We start from the raw sequence: 16,914 nt of genomic DNA, 5'->3' as shown, positions 1-16,914 counted from the left end.
GTCCCAAGGGTATGGCTGTTCGCCATTTAAAGTGGTACGCGAGCTGGGTTTAGAACGTCGTGAGACAGTTCGGTCCCTATCTGCCGTGGGCGTCGGAAGTTTGAGAAGAGCTGCTCCTAGTACGAGAGGACCGGAGTGGACGAACCTCTGGTGTTCGGGTTGTCATGCCAATGGCATTGCCCGGTAGCTACGTTCGGACGGGATAACCGCTGAAAGCATCTAAGCGGGAAGCCCCCTTCAAGATGAGACTTCCCTGAGGCCTTGCGCCTCCTGAAGGGCCCTTGAAGACTACAAGGTTGATAGGCTGGGTGTGGAAGCACAGCAATGTGTTGAGCTAACCAGTACTAATTGCCCGTGAGGCTTGACCATATAACACCCAAGGGGTTTGCCCAGGCAAACCGCCGGGATTGCGACAGGATCGAGACATATCGGTCAGCATGATTCATATTGCGAGTCGCGAGGCCACAAGCCTCGGGACTCAGGCACCGCAAGGTGCCACCGTTTCGCCTGACGACCATAGCGAGCGTGAACCACCCGATCCCATGCCGAACTCGGAAGTGAAACCGCTTAGCGCCGATGGTAGTGTGGAGTTTCTCCATGTGAGAGTAGGTCATCGTCAGGCACTTATACTGAACCGCCCCTGTAGCCTTGCTGCAGGGGCGGTTCTCTTTGTGCGCAGGAAAAAGTGGTGCTCGGGAAAAATTGGCGCAGAAGAACAGCCGTGCTGGGGTAAATGCCTTCAGCACAAGACAGAGTTGCATGAGCTATATTAGCTATATGATACAAGGATGCCTCTATCACTTCTGTGATAGAGGCATCCTTGTATATGGCCCCGTATTACTTGAAAAGCGTGTTGGCACTCTAGTGTGGTTGGACTCCACCGACAGGCATTCCACGCTGTTGAGAGATATCTTTATCGGGAGATATCTTTGCTGTTGCAGCACCTGCTCGGTGACTGCACTGTCATTGAATATCACTCATTGAAGTTATCCATGAGCAGGCGCAGGGAGGCGGCATGTCGAGGGACTTTTCATATTATCCATCAAGACTTCTATTGGCAGGGATAATGGCTCTTTTGATGGGGCTGATGTCATCAGAAATGGCAACTGCCGGGGAGCGAGAGAGGAAGATAGAGCGCTGCCAGTTCATCAAGGACAAGATCGAATATTATACCGATAGGCGTCGCGGCGGCGGGTCATCGGGCCAGATGCGAAGCTGGCAGTCCCAGCGCAATGACTACAAGCAGCGCTATCGGGATGAAAACTGCACGCGTGTCAGGACAGCACTGAAGTGACTCCCCTTTTGAGGCGATAATAGTGAATCGCAGTGCGCTAGTCTTAGTGCTGTAGGTTGTAGATAGACGCAGCCAAACATGACGATGCCCCTTCTGAAAATGTCTCAAGAGGGGCATCGTTGCTGGGGGCAACTCGCTCAGGGCGATTCGTTCAGGGACGTTTGCGCAGGCGTGTCAGGCCCTCCTGGGCGCTGGATGCCACCAGCTCGCCGTGCCGGTTGTAGAGGCTGCCGCGAGCGAAGCTGCGCGCGCCTCCCGCCCAGGGGCTATCCATCTCATAGAGAATCCAATCATTGACGCGTACATCGCGGTGGAACCATAGCGAGTGATCCAGGCTCGCCATTTGCAGTTCGGGCGATCCGAATCGCACACCATGCCCGCCGAGGCCTGTCGCCAGCAGATTGAAGTCGGAGCTGTATGTCAGCAGGTAGCGATGCAGGGCATCATCTTCCGGCAGCTCGCCTGCCAATCGGAACCACAGCCGCTGGCGTGGTGGTGGGCAGGCGTCATCATCACTCGCCGAGCCTGGCGCCTTGAGCCTCAGAAACTCGATGGGATGGCCTTCGTAGCGCTCGATGCGTGCCCCCTGTTCGATCAACTGCTCTGGAGATTCGATATCGGGCATGGCGAGCTGATGCGCGAAGCCTGCCTCCTTGCCGTGGAAGGACGCGCTACAGAAGAAGATGGTCTTGCCATTCTGGATGGCACTGATGCGGCGGGTCGTGAAGCTGCCGCCATCACGCACGCCGTCAACCTGATAGATGACAGGCTTGTGGGCATCGCCCGGGCGCAGGAAGTAGCCATGCAGAGAGTGGACCTGGCGTTCGACCGGCACCGTGCGTGTCGCTGCGGAAAGCGCTTGTCCGAGTACCTGTCCGCCAAACAGCTGAGGGAAGCCTAAGTCCTGACTGTGCCCTCTGAACAGGTTCTCTTCCAGGGTCTCAAGACCCAGCAGGGTGACCAGTGCCTCAAGAGGCGCAGTAGCTGTTTGGGTCATGAATCTATCCTTGTGCTGAGGGGCAGGCGCTCGGAGCAGTGCCAGACCGCACGCGGTGGCAATGCAGGAGGAAGCGCGAGCGCCAAGCCGTTATCATGGTGAGCGAAACAATGGCCTCAGGATACCGGAGAACAACGGTGAGTGACGAGTTGGCGATAGCGCCGCAGGCCCGGAGTGGGCCACGTGGGGATCATTACTACATGCACCGAGCGCTGGACCAGGCAAGGCTGGCATTCGAGGCTGGCGAGGTGCCTGTCGGCGCGGTGGTGGTCAATCCCCAGGGCGACATCATCGGTACTGGCTACAATGCGCCGGTCAGCACCCCTGATCCGACGGCACATGCCGAGGTGCAGGCCTTGCGCGCGGCGGCGGCCAGACTCGGCAATTATCGTCTCGACGATTGCACGCTATATGTGACGCTGGAGCCCTGCATGATGTGCACTGGCGCCTTGATCCACGCGCGGGTGAAGCGGGTCGTCTACGGGGCAGCAGAGCCGAAGACAGGCATGGTGGAATCGCGTGCCAATCTGTTTGCACAGCCCTGGCATAACCATCACGTCGAGGTGGAAGGGGGGCTATTGGCCGCTCAGGCCAAGCGCTTGCTCAAGTCCTTCTTCGCTGAACGGCGTGGTGAGCTTCCGCGCTGAACCCTCTGCGTCGCCATTGTATTGGTCGCCATGGGCCGTCAGGCAGCGACCTGCACCTGATTGCGACCACTGGACTTGGCGCGATACAGCGCCTCATCCGCTGCCTGCAGCAGGGCATCCAGGCGCAATGGGGCGCGCGCCACGCATGCCATGCCCACGGATACCGTGACGACGCTGTCCGTAGCGGGCTGCGGCAGTCCTGCAGCCTGCACGGCACGCCGCAACTCTTCCGCCAGAGTACGGCCTACCGCGCGTGGGCATTCCGGAATGCACACCACGAACTCCTCGCCTCCGAAACGCGCCAGTATGCCGCCGGCAGACTCCACGGGCGTCCGTGAAACGGCGGCAATCTTCTGCAGGTAGCGATCTCCCTCCAGATGCCCCAGCTTGTCGTTGATCGTCTTGAAGAAGTCGATATCCAGAATCATGACCGTCAGAGGCATCTTGCCACTGAAACTCTGCACCTGCTCGAGGAAATAGCGACGATTCGGTAGCTGAGTCAGCTCGTCGTGACGTGCCAGCCACTGGATCTCGTTCTGCAGTCGCTCCCGCCGTACCATCTCTTCGCGAAGTGCATCATTGGCACTCTTGACGATGCCGTGCTCCTGCGAGACGCGGCGATACATGTAGATGACGAGGAAGAGCAGGTAGGCCAGCAGCATCCCCGTCAGCAATGTTACCTCCGGCAGACGGCCACGAGTGGCCGCCAGATACTGCTGTGTCGGTTGCAGGCCCAGGGTCAGGTCAGTGGCGGGCAGCTCGATGGGGATGCGATGTCCCCAGGGCGCCAGACGGCTTTCAGGGCCGACATGGATATAGATGTTGCCACGCTCTGACAGGGTGACCGCAAATGCCTCATTGCGTGCCGTGTCCATGGCCCTGTCGAGCAGAGGGGCCAGGTCGACCACCATGGCGATCGCCCCCAGGATGGTGCCATCACGAGGGTCACGTACCGGTAGGTAGGACACCATGCCCTTGCCGCCCTGAATCAGGTCGATGATACCGGTGTGGCCCTCGATGCCGAGTTCCAGAGGATTGCGCAGCGGCGTGTCCGGCTGAGCATCCAGCAGGCGTACACCCAGCACATCATGATTGCGACCCTTGTCCGGGAAGACGCGCGTTATCACGCTGTCCGGGTCGATGAAGGCGATGTTCTGGAAGTAATCGAAATCCTTGTAATAGCTTCGCGCCAGACGTTGCCACTCTCCGCGTGACGGTGTCTGTCCCATCAGGCTCCAGAAACCGGCGAAACGCCGCATCGCATTGAGCTGGTCGTTGATCTCGCGAGACAGCTCCGTGGCGATCTTGTCGCCCAGTACGTAGGTCGACTGGTTGATGCGATTGTTCTCGTCCTGGCTTTGCTGCTGCCAGGCGAGAAGGCAGACCAGGGTAATCGAGGAGGAAATGATCAGCGGTATGAGATTGCGGCGCCACATCTGCATGAATGCCGGCTGTAGATCGATCCATTGAGCGATCAACAGCAGACTGACGAAGCTGGTCAGCCTGATGCGTTCCGGGCCTGCCAGCACCATGCTGGCGACGGAAAGACTGGCGTCGGACATCATGGCAAACAGCAACAGCAGCGTGACTTGCGTCAGCTGGATGGCAGAGCCGAATCCCAGTCGCATGCGCAACAGGGCGCAGGTCGTGAGGCCGAAACAGGCAAACAGGATCAGGATAGGCGGGCGGATATTGGCAATGTGCCAGTCGCCCGGCAGATTGATCAGCAGGTCTCCCCAGTGGTCCACTCCCACCCAGCTTTCCGGTAGCAGGAAGGTACAGATCAGCAGGATATTGAGGATCAATGAGGCGCTGAGGAACAGCTGACTGAGGGAGGTATTGCGCCAATGCCAGGCAGCCTGGCCGGCGGCTTGCAGGGTCAGCATCATCAGCAGCAGCGCATTGGCTTCATTGCCGGCAGACGGCCAGAGTCCCAGCAAGGCGATGCCGAACGCGATCAGGCTTAGCGACATCAAGACGAGTCTGCGTGTCATTCCCTGTCCTTAGAGGCTCTTGATGCATGGTGAAGATGCGTGCACTTGAGGCACCGAAGTGCTGACGGTCCGAACTCCATCCTCAGAGAATCGGAGGCACTGTATCGAAGGGATTGCTGTCGCCTTCGTCGTCGGTAATCGGACGCTCATCCAGCTGATAGAACTGCTGCTGGCTACGGTAAACATAATTCAGTATTTCATAATAACGACGGATATTGCGGACATAGATGACAGGTTCTCCGCCGCGTGCATAACCATAACGGACTTTCTGGTACCACTCACGATTCTGAAGCAAGGGCAGGGCTTCGCGGACATCCTTCCAGCGATTCGGGTCGCCGCCCTTCATCTTCACGATGCGTCTGGCGTCAAACAGGTGACCCAGGCCGACATTGTAAGCTGCCAGCGTCATCCAGGTGCGATCCGGTTCCTTGATCTCCTCCGGCAAGCGTCCCTTTATACTCACAAGATAGCGTGAGCCGCCATCGATGCTCTGAACGGGATCCAAACGGTTGGCGATATTCATTTCGCGCGCCGTCACGTTGGTCAGCATCATCAGGCCGCGCACCCCCGTGGGAGAGGTGGCCTTGGGCTGCCAGTGCGATTCCTGATAGCCGGTAGCGGCCAGCAGTTTCCAGTCGATGCCGGTTTCGCGCGCGGCTTCCTTGAAGGTGTTGATATAACGCGGCAGGCGGTCGCGTGCCTGGCGGATGAAGGTACGTGCGCCGACATACTCGAGATAGTCATCATGGCCGAAATAGCGCTCGACCAATTGATCGAGGGTGCCATCCTGACGGCGTGTCTCGAGAAAATCATTGGCGGCGGTCAGCAATGAGATGTCGCCATGTGCGGGGAAGGCCCAGGCCAGCGTCAGAGGATCGCCCACGTCGAAGCCGTTCTCCACATTGGGGAAGAACAGGCGGTTGAGCTTGAATTGGTGGGCATAGACGACCGCCGCATCCAGTTGATCTTCCTCGATGCGTTGCAGCAGGTCCGCCACCTCAAGCTCGCCGGTTTCCTTCCAGCTGAGCTCGGGGATATCCTGCTGGACTTCCCGCAGTACCAGGCTGGTGCCGGCGCCCTTGATGACGCCGATGCGCTTGCCGACCAGATCCTTCAATTCCTTGGGCGGGTGCATGCCGCGCCGATAGACCACCATCGCCTGCAATTCGAGGATGGGGCGCGAGAAGCGCAGGTCCTGTTCGGAGAGATCCAGCGGCAGGGTCGCGGCCGCAAGATCGGCCTGATCATTGAGCACGCTCTGGGTCAGGCTCTCGATATTATGCTCGGAATCCATCGACAGACTCACGCCAAGATAATCGGCGAAGTCTCGTGCCAGTTCATACTCGAAACCGGTAGGCCCCTGACGGCCACGATAGAAGGTCGTGGGGGTGTTGCGGGTGGCGACCTGAATGAAGTCGCGTGCACGGACATCATCCAGCCGCGTGGGCATCTCGATGAGGGTGCGCTCAGGCAGTATCAGCAAGGCGAGGGCCAGTGCCGCGACGAGGAAGCGCCGCGCATGGCGCAGCAGCTGTCGCACGGGCGGAATGAGAGAAGAGGGCGAGGTCTTGAGCATGCGTCAGCATCATTCACGGCAGGGCTTTCACCATACCGACAGCGCTTCACACTGTCATCCAACGCATGTGACTGCCGGGCTTCGTTCACGGGCGGCTTTCACGTATGATATGCGCTTGCTGCCGCCGCTCGGCGGTTGTCCGTTCACGCTGCTTCAGAGGCTTTCCCTGACCATGCTCGAACTGCGAGGCGCGCCTGCCCTTTCCGCCTTCCGTCACTCCCGTCTACTGGCTGCATTGCGCGAGCTGGTGCCGGAGGTGGAATCCCTTCATGCCGAGTACCTGCATCTGGCCGAGGTCGATGGTGAACTGAGCAGTACTGACCGGAGCACGCTCGAGCGTCTGCTGGACTACGGCCCCAGTCGCGACGAGAGCTCTCCCGAAGGTCATCTCTTCCTCGTCGTTCCCCGCCTCGGCACGCTGTCGCCCTGGTCTTCCAAGGCCACCGACATCGCTGCCAACTGTGGTCTCCCGCAAGTCCGCCGCCTCGAACGTGGCATCGCCTACCGCATCAAGCTCGACGCCCCTCTGAGCGAAGAACTCTTCGCCACGCTGTCCTCCCGACTGCACGACCGCATGACCGAGACGGTACTGACGCGTACTCAGGACGCGGCGCGCCTCTTCCAGCATCAGGCCCCGGCAAAGCTTGCCCATGTCGACATCCTCGGCGGTGGTCGTGACGCACTGGTGCAGGCCAATGGCTCTCTGGGCCTGGCACTGGCGGATGACGAGATCGATTATCTGGTCGAGTCCTTCAAGAATCTGGGCCGCAATCCTGCCGACATCGAACTGATGATGTTCGCTCAGGCGAACTCCGAGCATTGCCGCCACAAGATCTTCAATGCGGACTGGACCATCGACGGCGAAGCGCAGTCGCACTCGCTGTTCAAGATGATCAAGAACACCTACCAGCATCATCCGGATGGCGTGCTGTCCGCCTACAGTGACAATGCTGCCGTCATGGCAGGCCCGACCGCCGGGCGTTACTTCCCGACAGGCGAAGGCCACATCTATACCTATCATCAGGAACCGATCAACATCCTGATGAAGGTCGAGACCCACAACCACCCGACCGCCATCGCTCCCTATCCGGGCGCCGCGACCGGTGCCGGTGGCGAGATTCGTGATGAAGGCGCGACCGGTGTCGGCTCCAAGCCGAAAGCGGGTCTGACCGGCTTCAGCGTCTCCAACCTGCGTATCCCGGGTTTCGAGCAGCCGTGGGAGCACGACTACGGCAAGCCGGAGCGCATCAAGACCGCCTATGACATCATGCTCGAAGGCCCGATCGGTGGCGCTGCGTTCAACAACGAATTCGGCCGTCCCAACCTCAATGGCTACTTCCGTACCTATGAGCAGGATGCCTTCGGTGCCGGCGGTATCGAACGTCGCGGCTATCACAAGCCGATCATGCTGGCGGGCGGTTACGGCAACATCCGCAGCCAGCACGTCGAGAAGGGCGACATTCCGGTCGGCGCCAAGCTGATCGTGATGGGCGGCCCGGCAATGCTGATCGGTCTGGGTGGCGGTGCTGCCTCTTCCATGGCCTCCGGCAGCTCCAGCGAAGACCTCGACTTCGCCTCCGTGCAGCGTGACAACGCCGAGATGGAGCGTCGCGTGCAGGAAGTCATCGATCGCTGCTGGGCGCTGGATGACAAGAACCCGATCTGCTTCATCCACGACGTCGGCGCGGGCGGCCTGTCCAATGCCCTGCCGGAGCTGGTCAAGGATGGCGGTCGCGGTGGTCTGTTCGATCTGCGCGCCGTGCCGAGCGCCGAATCCGGCATGAGCCCGCTGGAAATCTGGTGCAACGAATCCCAGGAACGCTACGTGCTGGCGGTGGCGCCTGAGAATCTGGCCACCTTCGAAGCCCTGTGCAAGCGCGAGCGTTGCCTGTACGCCGTGGTTGGTGAAGCCCTCGAGGAGCACGAGCTGATCGTCAAGGATGGTCACTTCGATACGCGTCCGGTCGATCTGCCGATGGATGTGCTGTTCGGCAAGCCGCCCAAGATGTCACGCAGCTTCGAGCGCCAGACGCTGGAACTGCCGGCGCTGGGTCTCGACAACCTCGACCCACGCGAAGCGATGACCCGTGTGCTGCAGCTGCCCACCGTCGCCTCCAAGAAATTCCTGATCACCATCGGCGACCGCTCGATCACCGGCATGGTCGCGCGTGACCAGATGGTCGGCCCGTGGCAGGTGCCGGTGGCGGATTGCGCCGTCACCACCAGCTCCCTCGACAGCCATGTCGGTGAAGCGATGGCGATGGGCGAGCGCACGCCGGTCGCACTGATCTCGCCGGCAGCGTCCGCGCGTCTGGCCGTGGCCGAGGTGATCACCAACCTGGCCGCCGCGCCGATCGCCAGGCTGTCTGACATCAAACTGTCCGCCAACTGGATGAGCGCTGCCGATCACACCGGCGAGAATCAGGCGCTGTTCGAAGCCGTCCACGCCGTCGGCATGGAACTGTGCCCGGCGCTGGATCTGACCATCCCGGTCGGCAAGGACTCGATGTCCATGCGTACCGCCTGGCAGGACGAGAACGGTGAAGACAAGTCGATCACCGCGCCGCTGTCGCTGGTGATGACAGGCTTCGCGCCGGTCACCGATGCCATGCGTACCCTCACGCCTCAGCTGCGTCGCACGCTGAATGGCGAGGCCGTGGAGACGGACCTGATCCTGATCGATCTCGGTCATGGCGCTCACCGTCTCGGTGGCTCCGCGCTGGCGCAGGTCTATGGTCAGGTCGGCAACGAAGCGCCGGATCTTGCCAAGCCCGAAGACCTCAAGCACTTCTTCGAGGCCATCCAGCGCTTCAACGTCGAAGGCAAGCTGCTGGCCTATCACGACCGCAGTGACGGTGGTCTGTTGACCACCTTGATGGAAATGTCCTTCGCGGGACGTGTCGGTCTCGACATCTCCCTCGACTGGACCGCCGCCGAGCCGGGTCAGGCCACCGGCGCGCTGTTCGCCGAAGAACTGGGCGCCGTGGTGCAGGTGCGTCGCGAGCATACCGAGTCCATCCTCGCCGAACTCAAGGCCGTGGGGCTCGAGCACAGTGGCGTGATCGCCACGCCGCGTGCCGATGAGCAGATCAACATCACGCTGCTGGGCCAGAACCTGCTCTCCACCACCCGCGCCAGTGCCGAGCGGCTGTGGGCCGAGACCAGCTATCGCATGCAGGCCGCGCGTGACAACGCCGATTGCGCCAAGAGTGAATTCGAGTCCATCAACGACGTGCGTGATCCGGGCCTTAGCGCCCAGGCCACCTTCGACGTCAACGAGGACATCGCGGCGCCGTACCTGAATACCGGTGCACGTCCGCGCATGGCGATCCTGCGTGAGCAGGGCGTCAATGGTCAGCTCGAGATGGCGGCAAGCTTCGACCGTGCCGGTTTCGAGGCCGTCGATGTCCATATGAGCGACATCCTTGAAGGGCGTGTTGATCTGGATACCATGCGCGGACTGGTCGCCTGTGGCGGCTTCTCCTACGGTGATGTGCTGGGCGCCGGTGGCGGCTGGGCCAAGTCGGTACTGTTCAATGTGCGTGCGCGTGAACAGTTCGAGCGCTTCTTCCAGCGTGACGACAGCTTCGCGCTGGGCGTCTGCAACGGTTGCCAGATGCTCTCCCAGCTCAAGGAGCTGATCCCGGGTGCCGAGGCCTGGCCGCGCTTCGTGCGCAACGAGTCCGAGCAGTTCGAGGCGCGTGTCGCGATGGTAGAGGTCGAGAAGAGCGCCTCGCTGTTCCTCGATGGCATGGAAGGCTCGCGCCTGCCGATCGCCATCGCGCATGGCGAAGGGCGTGCCGAGTTCCGCGACAGCGCGCACCTGCGCAAGATGCAGAGCAGCGGCCAGGTCGCGCTGCGTTACGTCGACAACTACGGCCAGACCACCACGCGCTATCCGGCCAACCCGAACGGCTCGCCGTCCGGTATCACCGGTCTGACCACCGATGATGGTCGCGTGACCATCATGATGCCGCACCCGGAGCGCGTGGCACGTGCCGTCACCAACTCCTGGCGTCCGGATGACTGGGAGCAGGATGGTGCCTGGTTGCGCATGTTCCGCAATGCACGTCGTTGGGTCGATTGATCCCACGGTCGGTCATCACGGGATGACAGCATGAGAGACGCCCCCATGGTAAAGGCCATGGGGGCGTCTTGCGTTGGGGCCGAAGCAAGGCGAGTGATACAGGACTCGCGTCTGGCTTGCTCAACATGGCGTTCCATGGCGCGAGCTGGGTGTCGGACGCCGGGTAGCTTAAGGTGGAGGCCAAGCCTCATGCCCGAGGTCGTGAATCCCTGCCTGACACATTACAAGGATGTCGTGATGAAGCTGAAATGGTCGCTGTTGCCGCGTTATTCCGTGTTTCTGCTCTGTATCCTAGGGGCGCTCATCTGCCTTCCATTGGCGATGCAGAATGCCTGGCTGTGGCCGTTGGCCATCTTCTTTGTGCTGCTGATCGCGGTTGGTCTCAATGACTTGCGGCAATCGGATTACGCCGTGCGTCGCAACTATCCGGTGATCGGCAACATGCGCTATCTGTTCAAGGCGCTGCGTCCGGAGATGCGTCAGTACCTGTTCGAGTCGGACACCGATCAGCTGCCGTTTTCCCACAAGCAGCGCGAGCTGGTCTATGCCCGCGGACGCCAGCGCAATTCGTCGCAGCCGTTCGGCACCTTGCTGGATGTCTATTCCGACAGCTATGAGTTCATCGGTCATTCCATGCAGACCTCGAGCGTGCCGGACCCCAAGGGCTTTCGTCTCAATGTCGGCAACTCCCAGTGCTCGCATCCCTACAACGCCTCGCTGTTCAATATCTCGGCGATGAGCTTCGGCTCCTTGAGTGCCAATGCCATCCGCGCCTTGAACAAGGGGGCCAGGCTGGGCAACTTCGCCCATGACACCGGTGAGGGCAGCATCAGCCCCTATCACCGCGAATTCGGGGGCGATCTGATCTGGGAGATCGGCAGTGGCTATTTCGGGTGCCGCAATGACAAGGGCGGCTTCGATGCGGAGAAATTCGCGAAGAAGGCGGTCAGCCCCCAGGTCAAGATGATCGAGATCAAGCTCAGTCAGGGCGCCAAGCCAGGGCATGGCGGAATCCTGCCCGCCAGCAAGATCAGTGCGGAGATTGCCGAGACGCGTGACATTGCGATGGGCGAGGACTGCATCTCGCCTGCGAGCCATAGTGAATTTTCCACGCCCGCCGGGTTGCTGAGCTTCATCCAGCGCCTGCGCGAGCTGTCGGGTGGCAAGCCGGTGGGCTTCAAGTTGTGCCTCGGTCAGCCGTGGGAATTCATGGCCATCGTCAAGGCGATGCTCGAGACCGGGATCGTGCCCGATTTCATCGTCGTCGATGGCAGTGAGGGCGGCACCGGCGCCGCACCGACCGAATTCACCGATCACCTCGGCACCCCGCTGCGTGAAGGGTTGCAGTTCGTCCACAACTCGCTGGTGGGCGCAGGGCTGCGTGATGAGGTGCGCATCGGTGTCAGCGGCAAGATCATCAGTGCCTTCGATATCGCCTGCGTGATGGCGCTGGGGGCGGACTGGGTCAATGCCGCACGCGGATACATGTTCGCGCTGGGCTGCATCCAGTCACTGAGCTGTCACACCAACAAGTGCCCGACGGGGGTCGCCACCCAGGATGATCTGCGCCAGAAATCGCTGGTCGTGGAAGACAAGGCCGATCAGGTGCGTCACTTCCATCACAACACCCTGCATGCGCTGGCCGAGATCCTGTCGGCGGCGGGCCTGCACACGCCGTGGCAGATCACTCCGGACCACCTGGTGCATCGTGTCTCCGAGAATGAGGTCAAGCTGTTCTCGCACCTGCATCCCTTCCTGACCAAGGGCGCGCTGCTGACGCAAGGGGATGACTATCCCTTCTATCGTCGTGTCTGGGCGATGGCCCAGGCCGAGAGCTTCCAGCCTCGATCGTTGTCAGAGGTGTCGGGGGCCAAGCGCGAGTAGACAAACGTCACCCCTGCGACCAAACGACCGTTCAACAACCGGGCGCAGGCAGTCACACTGGGACGTAGCGAGTCTTGCCCATGGGCAGCTCGACGAACGCAGTGTGGTTGCCTGCGCCTTTTGGGTTTATCACTGGATGAGTGCCATCGCTCGGCACTGTCGTGAAATCGTTCGAGCGCGTGCTTGCTCGTTATCCGTTGCAGGGAGACCGCCATGTCTGACGCTACCCATCTCACGCCTGAACGTTATGTGACCCTCTCGATCAGTGAGCATGTCGCCGACGTGCGCCTCAATCGTCCTGACAAGCACAACGGCATCGACTGGAAGATGATCGATGCCCTGCTGGCTGTACAGCAGGAGCTGCATGCCCGCGCCCGGGAGTCAGGCCTGCGCGCCATCGTGCTGTCGGGGGAGGGGCCCAGTTTCTGTGCGGGGCTGGATATCGCCGCCATCATGGGAGACGCCGCCCGCGTGCCGCAGTTGCTGGTCGCGGGGGCCAACGGCTGTGCGCCACAGCGCAATACCGTGCAGCAGCTGGCGCTGGGCTGGCGTGATGTCGGGGTGCCGGTCATCGCCGCCTTGCATGGCAATGTCTTCGGTGGCGGCCTGCAGATCGCGCTGGGGGCTGACATTCGCCTGTGTGATCCTGATGCGCGCCTGGCGGTGCTCGAGATCGACTGGGGCATCATTCCGGACATGGGCATCAGCGTCACTGCACGTGGCGTACGACCGGACTGGCTGCACGAGCTGACGTGGAGCGGACGCAAGATCGAGGCCAACGAGGCGCAGAGCGCCGGGCTGGTGACGCGTATCATCTCCAGCCCGCAGGAAGAGGCGTTGGCCTTGGCGCGCCAGATTGCCGGGCGCTCTCCCAGCGCCATCCGCGCCATCACGCGTCTCTATGACGAGGCCCTCGCTGCGCCGGAAGCCGAGGCGCTGGCGCTTGAGGCACAGCTGCAGTCCTCGTTGCTGGGGCGCGCGGAACAGACCGAGTGCATCAAGGCCAAGCTCGAGGGGCGCGCGCCGCGCTTTTGATCCTGACGGGCCAAGACTGACGGGCTCAGGTTATCCACACCCACTTTGCCGCTGCAGTCGCTGATGCGGATAATGGGGACATTGTCCCTTCCTGCGATTCGGCGGCCCCTTGATGTCAATGTTCCTGTCAGCCCTCACGTCCCTGTCAGCCCTCACTTCCCCGGGGCTGCCTGTCGGCAGCGTTCCCATTTTCCCGTCTTGCGGGACGACGCTGCATGTTTGAGCTGCGTCCGTATCAGCAGGAGGCCGTGCGGCGTACCGTCGAGCATTTTCGCAAGAGTGATGAGGCGGCGGTGATCGTGCTGCCCACCGGCAGCGGCAAGTCACTGGTGATCGCGGAGCTTGCGCGTATCGCACGTGGCCGTGTGCTGGTGCTGGCGCATGTGCGCGAACTGGTCGAGCAGAACCACGCCAAGTACGAATCCTATGGCAAGGAGGCCGACATCTTCAGTGCCGGCCTCAAGCGCAAGCAGGCCTCGCGTCAGGTGGTGTTCGGCTCGGTGCAGTCAGTGGTGCGCAATCTCGATGCCTTCACGCCGCAGGAACAGGCGACTGATGCTCAGGCAGCGCCCTTCACGCTGCTGGTGATCGACGAGTGTCACCGTGTCTCGCTGGAGAAGGACGCCAGCTACCGCAAGGTCATCGATCACCTGCGTGAGCACAACCCGCGCCTCAAGGTGCTGGGGCTGACGGCGACGCCGTACCGCCTCGGGCAGGGCTTCATCTTCCATCGTCACTATCATGGCATGGTGCGCGGTGACGACGACTGCTTCTTCCGTGATTGCGTCTTCGAGCAGCCGCTGCGCCTGATGGTTCGCCAGGGCTTTCTGAGTGAGCCGCGGCGCGTCGATGTCGCGGTGGCGCGCTATGATTTCTCGCAGCTGGCGCCCGGCATCGGTGGCAGCTTCCAGGAGGCGGAGCTCAACGAGGTGGTGCAGGGCTCACGCGCGACGCCGGGCATCGTGCTGGATATCGTCGCCCAGGCACGCGAGCGACGTGGGGTGATGGTGTTCTGTTCCACCGTCGAACATGCCGAGGAGGTCACGGGGCTTCTGCCCGACGGTGAGGCGGCGCTGATCACCGGCGAGACCCCCGGCGAGGAGCGCGAGCGGCTGATCCATGCCTTCAAGGCCCAGCAGCTCAAGTATCTGGTCAATGTCGCGGTGCTCACCACCGGCTTCGATGCGCCGCATGTCGATCTGATCGCCATCCTGCGGCCCACGGAATCCGTCAGTCTCTATCAGCAGATCGTCGGGCGCGGCCTGCGCCTGAGTCCCGGCAAGACGGACTGCCTGATTCTCGACTACGCCGGCAATCCCTGGGACCTCTACGCGCCGGAGGTAGCGACGCCGAAGCCGGCCGGCGACACCGAGATCGTGCAGGTCGAGTGCCCGGTATGCGGCAATGCCAATCTGTTCTGGGGACGCAAGGATGGCGAGCTGGTGATCGAGCACTTCGGGCGCCGCTGTCAGGGGTTGGTCGAGTCACCGGAAGGCGAGGGCAGGCCGCTGGTACAGTGCGACTTCCGTTATCGGGCCAAGGCCTGTCCGCAATGTGGTGAGGCCAACGACATTGCCGCGCGCCATTGTCACGCCTGTCAGGCACGGCTGGTGGACCCGGATGACAAGTTGCGCGATGCGCTCAAGCTGCGCGGCGCACGGGTGCTGCGCGTCAGTGGCTGGCAGCTGGAGGAGGCGCGCAACGGGCGCGGCCTGCCACGCTTGAAGGTGACCTACTACGACGAGGACGGCACCGATCTGTCCGAGTGGTTCGCGCTCGAGACCTCCGCCCAGCGCCACGCCTTCCGCTTGAGCTTCCTCGCGCGTCATCTGCGCGCGCCGGGCAGTGACTGGGCACCGAAGGACATCGCCGAGGTGCTGGCAGGCGAGGAGCGCCTCAAGGCACCGGACTTTGTCATCGGGCGCAAGAGTGGGCGTTACTGGCAGGTCCGCGACAAGCTGTTCGACTATGCCGGGCGCTATCGCACCGGCATCGCCGCCGGCTGACAGGTGCGCTGGCCGCTGCCTGAGCCATCAGCTGGCGCCTGTTGTCAGGGACACGACGTCGCGGGGATGCTGATCGGGGCCTCGGGTTGCTAGACTGACGGCTTCATACGCCTCAGGGAGAACTCACAAGGTGAGTGCCACCGATACCTCGGCCAGGCTGGTGTCCGGCTTACGCCCCACCGGACACCTGCAACTCGGACACTATCAATCAGTGATCCGGCGCTGGACCGAGCTGCAATACCATCACGATGCCTATTTTCTGGTCGCCGACTGGAACGCGCTGGCGGTCAGCGGTCACGCGCCTCACGAGATCGAGCAATACAGCTGGGCGATGGTGATCGATTGTCTCGCCTGTGGGGTCAACCCCAAGGTCGCTACCCTGTTCATCCAGTCCTGGGTGCCGGAGCTGACCGATGTGCACATGATCCTGGCCAGCGTCACGCCCAAGGCATGGCTGGAGCGTCTGCCCAGCTATCGTGAGATGGTCGCCGGGCTCGGTGAGCAGCAGGGAGCCAGCTTCGCGATGCTGGGGGCACCGCTGATGCAGGCGGCCGACATACTGGCGCTGCGGGGGCAGGTGGTGCCCGCCGGCCCTGAGCAGCGTGCGCATATCGAGTTCACCCGTGAGGTCGCCCGGCGCTTCAACCATCGCTATGGCCGCGATGCCGGCTTCGAGGAACAGGCCGAACGCGCCATTGCGCGCCTGGGCAAGAAGAGCGGCCGCCTTTACCGCGAATGGTTGAGCGACTATCAGGAAGAGGGCGATCTCGAGGCCTTCGAGCGTGCGCGCGGTCTGCTGGCCGAGACCAGCAAGCTCAACCGCAACCAGCAGGAGCGCTTGCTGGGCTATCTGGAAGGTGGCGGGCGTCGCATCCTCGGCGAGCCGGAACACTGGCAGGGCGATGTCGAGCCGCTGCTGGGCATGGAGCTCAAAACGCACAAGGCCGCACGCGAAGACGCCATCTTCCTGCGCAGCGGGCGCGACGATATCGCGGCCTGCGTGCGCGAGATGCCCACCGACCCTGCGCGCGTGCGCCGCCAGGACCCCGGTGACCCGCAGCGCTGTCCGCTGTGGACGCTGCATGAAAGCTTCACGCCCGCCTCGGACCGCCAGTGGGCGGCGGAGGGTTGCCGCGATGCCAGCATCGGCTGCCTGGACTGCAAGGGCTGTCTGATCGAGCATGTCGACGCGGCGCTGGCGCCGATTCGTGAACGTGCCGAGGCGCTGGAAGGGGAGCATGGCAAGGTGCGCACCATGATGACAGAAGGGGCCGAGCGGGCCCGCGACACCGTGCGTGACACCCTGGATGAGCTGCGGCGCGTGATCGGCCTGACCTATCGCTAGACACGGGCGGCGCCGAGCGCGGGCCCGGCGTATCACCGGCGGCGTAAAG

At 62.2% G+C, this 16,914-nt stretch carries 10 protein-coding genes and 2 rRNA genes; 9 read left to right on the top strand and 3 right to left on the bottom strand.

All coding sequences use genetic code 11. The features are described 5' to 3' along the window. From CDPAHKCJ_RS13280 to CDPAHKCJ_RS13270, 3 genes are all read left to right on the top strand, one after another. Positions 1-369: ribosomal RNA gene (locus tag CDPAHKCJ_RS13280) — 23S ribosomal RNA — on the top strand; the annotation flags it as partial. A 137-nt stretch (positions 370-506) separates the two neighbouring features. Beyond that, positions 507-622, top strand: a 5S ribosomal RNA gene (rrf, locus tag CDPAHKCJ_RS13275). 393 nt (positions 623-1,015) lie between these two features. After that, a complete protein-coding gene (locus CDPAHKCJ_RS13270) occupies positions 1,016-1,294 on the top strand; it encodes a hypothetical protein (RefSeq protein ID WP_166020224.1) in 279 nt (92 codons plus the stop codon). A 151-nt stretch (positions 1,295-1,445) separates the two neighbouring features. On the opposite strand, the gene CDPAHKCJ_RS13265 is transcribed toward CDPAHKCJ_RS13270, so the two are convergent. Then, a complete protein-coding gene (locus CDPAHKCJ_RS13265; protein ID WP_166020222.1) occupies positions 1,446-2,291 on the bottom strand; it encodes an acyl-CoA thioesterase II in 846 nt (281 codons plus the stop codon). Between the two features lie 200 nt (positions 2,292-2,491). Between CDPAHKCJ_RS13265 and tadA the strand changes: the two genes are divergently transcribed. After that, a complete protein-coding gene (gene tadA / locus CDPAHKCJ_RS13260) occupies positions 2,492-2,938 on the top strand; it encodes a tRNA adenosine(34) deaminase TadA (protein WP_166020246.1) in 447 nt (148 codons plus the stop codon). A gap of 38 nt (positions 2,939-2,976) precedes the next feature. On the opposite strand, the gene CDPAHKCJ_RS13255 is transcribed toward tadA, so the two are convergent. Further along, positions 2,977-4,932: a diguanylate cyclase gene (locus CDPAHKCJ_RS13255; RefSeq protein ID WP_166020221.1), complete on the bottom strand. Its 1,956-nt coding sequence runs from the start codon at positions 4,930-4,932 to the stop codon at positions 2,977-2,979. Between the two features lie 82 nt (positions 4,933-5,014). Continuing rightward, the gene (gene mltF / locus CDPAHKCJ_RS13250; RefSeq protein WP_166020219.1) at positions 5,015-6,508 is read right to left on the bottom strand and encodes a membrane-bound lytic murein transglycosylase MltF; all 1,494 of its coding nucleotides are present in this window, start codon (positions 6,506-6,508) and stop codon (positions 5,015-5,017) included. Positions 6,509-6,680: 172 nt separating this feature from the next. On the opposite strand from mltF, the gene purL reads away from it, so the two are divergent. From purL to CDPAHKCJ_RS13225, 5 genes are all read left to right on the top strand, one after another. Beyond that, complete coding sequence (gene purL / locus CDPAHKCJ_RS13245; protein WP_166020218.1) at positions 6,681-10,595, top strand: phosphoribosylformylglycinamidine synthase; 3,915 nt, start codon at positions 6,681-6,683, stop codon at positions 10,593-10,595. Between the two features lie 237 nt (positions 10,596-10,832). Next, entirely contained in the window at positions 10,833-12,479 is a 1,647-nt protein-coding gene (locus tag CDPAHKCJ_RS13240; RefSeq protein WP_205700876.1) for an FMN-binding glutamate synthase family protein, read from the top strand. Positions 12,480-12,692: 213 nt separating this feature from the next. Next, complete coding sequence (locus CDPAHKCJ_RS13235; protein WP_166020216.1) at positions 12,693-13,514, top strand: crotonase/enoyl-CoA hydratase family protein; 822 nt, start codon at positions 12,693-12,695, stop codon at positions 13,512-13,514. A gap of 215 nt (positions 13,515-13,729) precedes the next feature. Further along, the gene (locus CDPAHKCJ_RS13230; RefSeq protein ID WP_166020214.1) at positions 13,730-15,520 is read left to right on the top strand and encodes a DEAD/DEAH box helicase; all 1,791 of its coding nucleotides are present in this window, start codon (positions 13,730-13,732) and stop codon (positions 15,518-15,520) included. 130 nt (positions 15,521-15,650) lie between these two features. Beyond that, positions 15,651-16,865: a tryptophan--tRNA ligase gene (locus tag CDPAHKCJ_RS13225; RefSeq protein ID WP_166020212.1), complete on the top strand. Its 1,215-nt coding sequence runs from the start codon at positions 15,651-15,653 to the stop codon at positions 16,863-16,865. Positions 16,866-16,914 lie beyond the last annotated feature (49 nt).

This window comes from Cobetia sp. MB87 (genome assembly GCF_011319755.1).
Taxonomy (GTDB): domain Bacteria; phylum Pseudomonadota; class Gammaproteobacteria; order Pseudomonadales; family Halomonadaceae; genus Cobetia.
The sequence above is the reverse complement of the archived record's forward strand: the minus strand, read 5'-3'. Positions and strand labels throughout refer to the sequence as shown.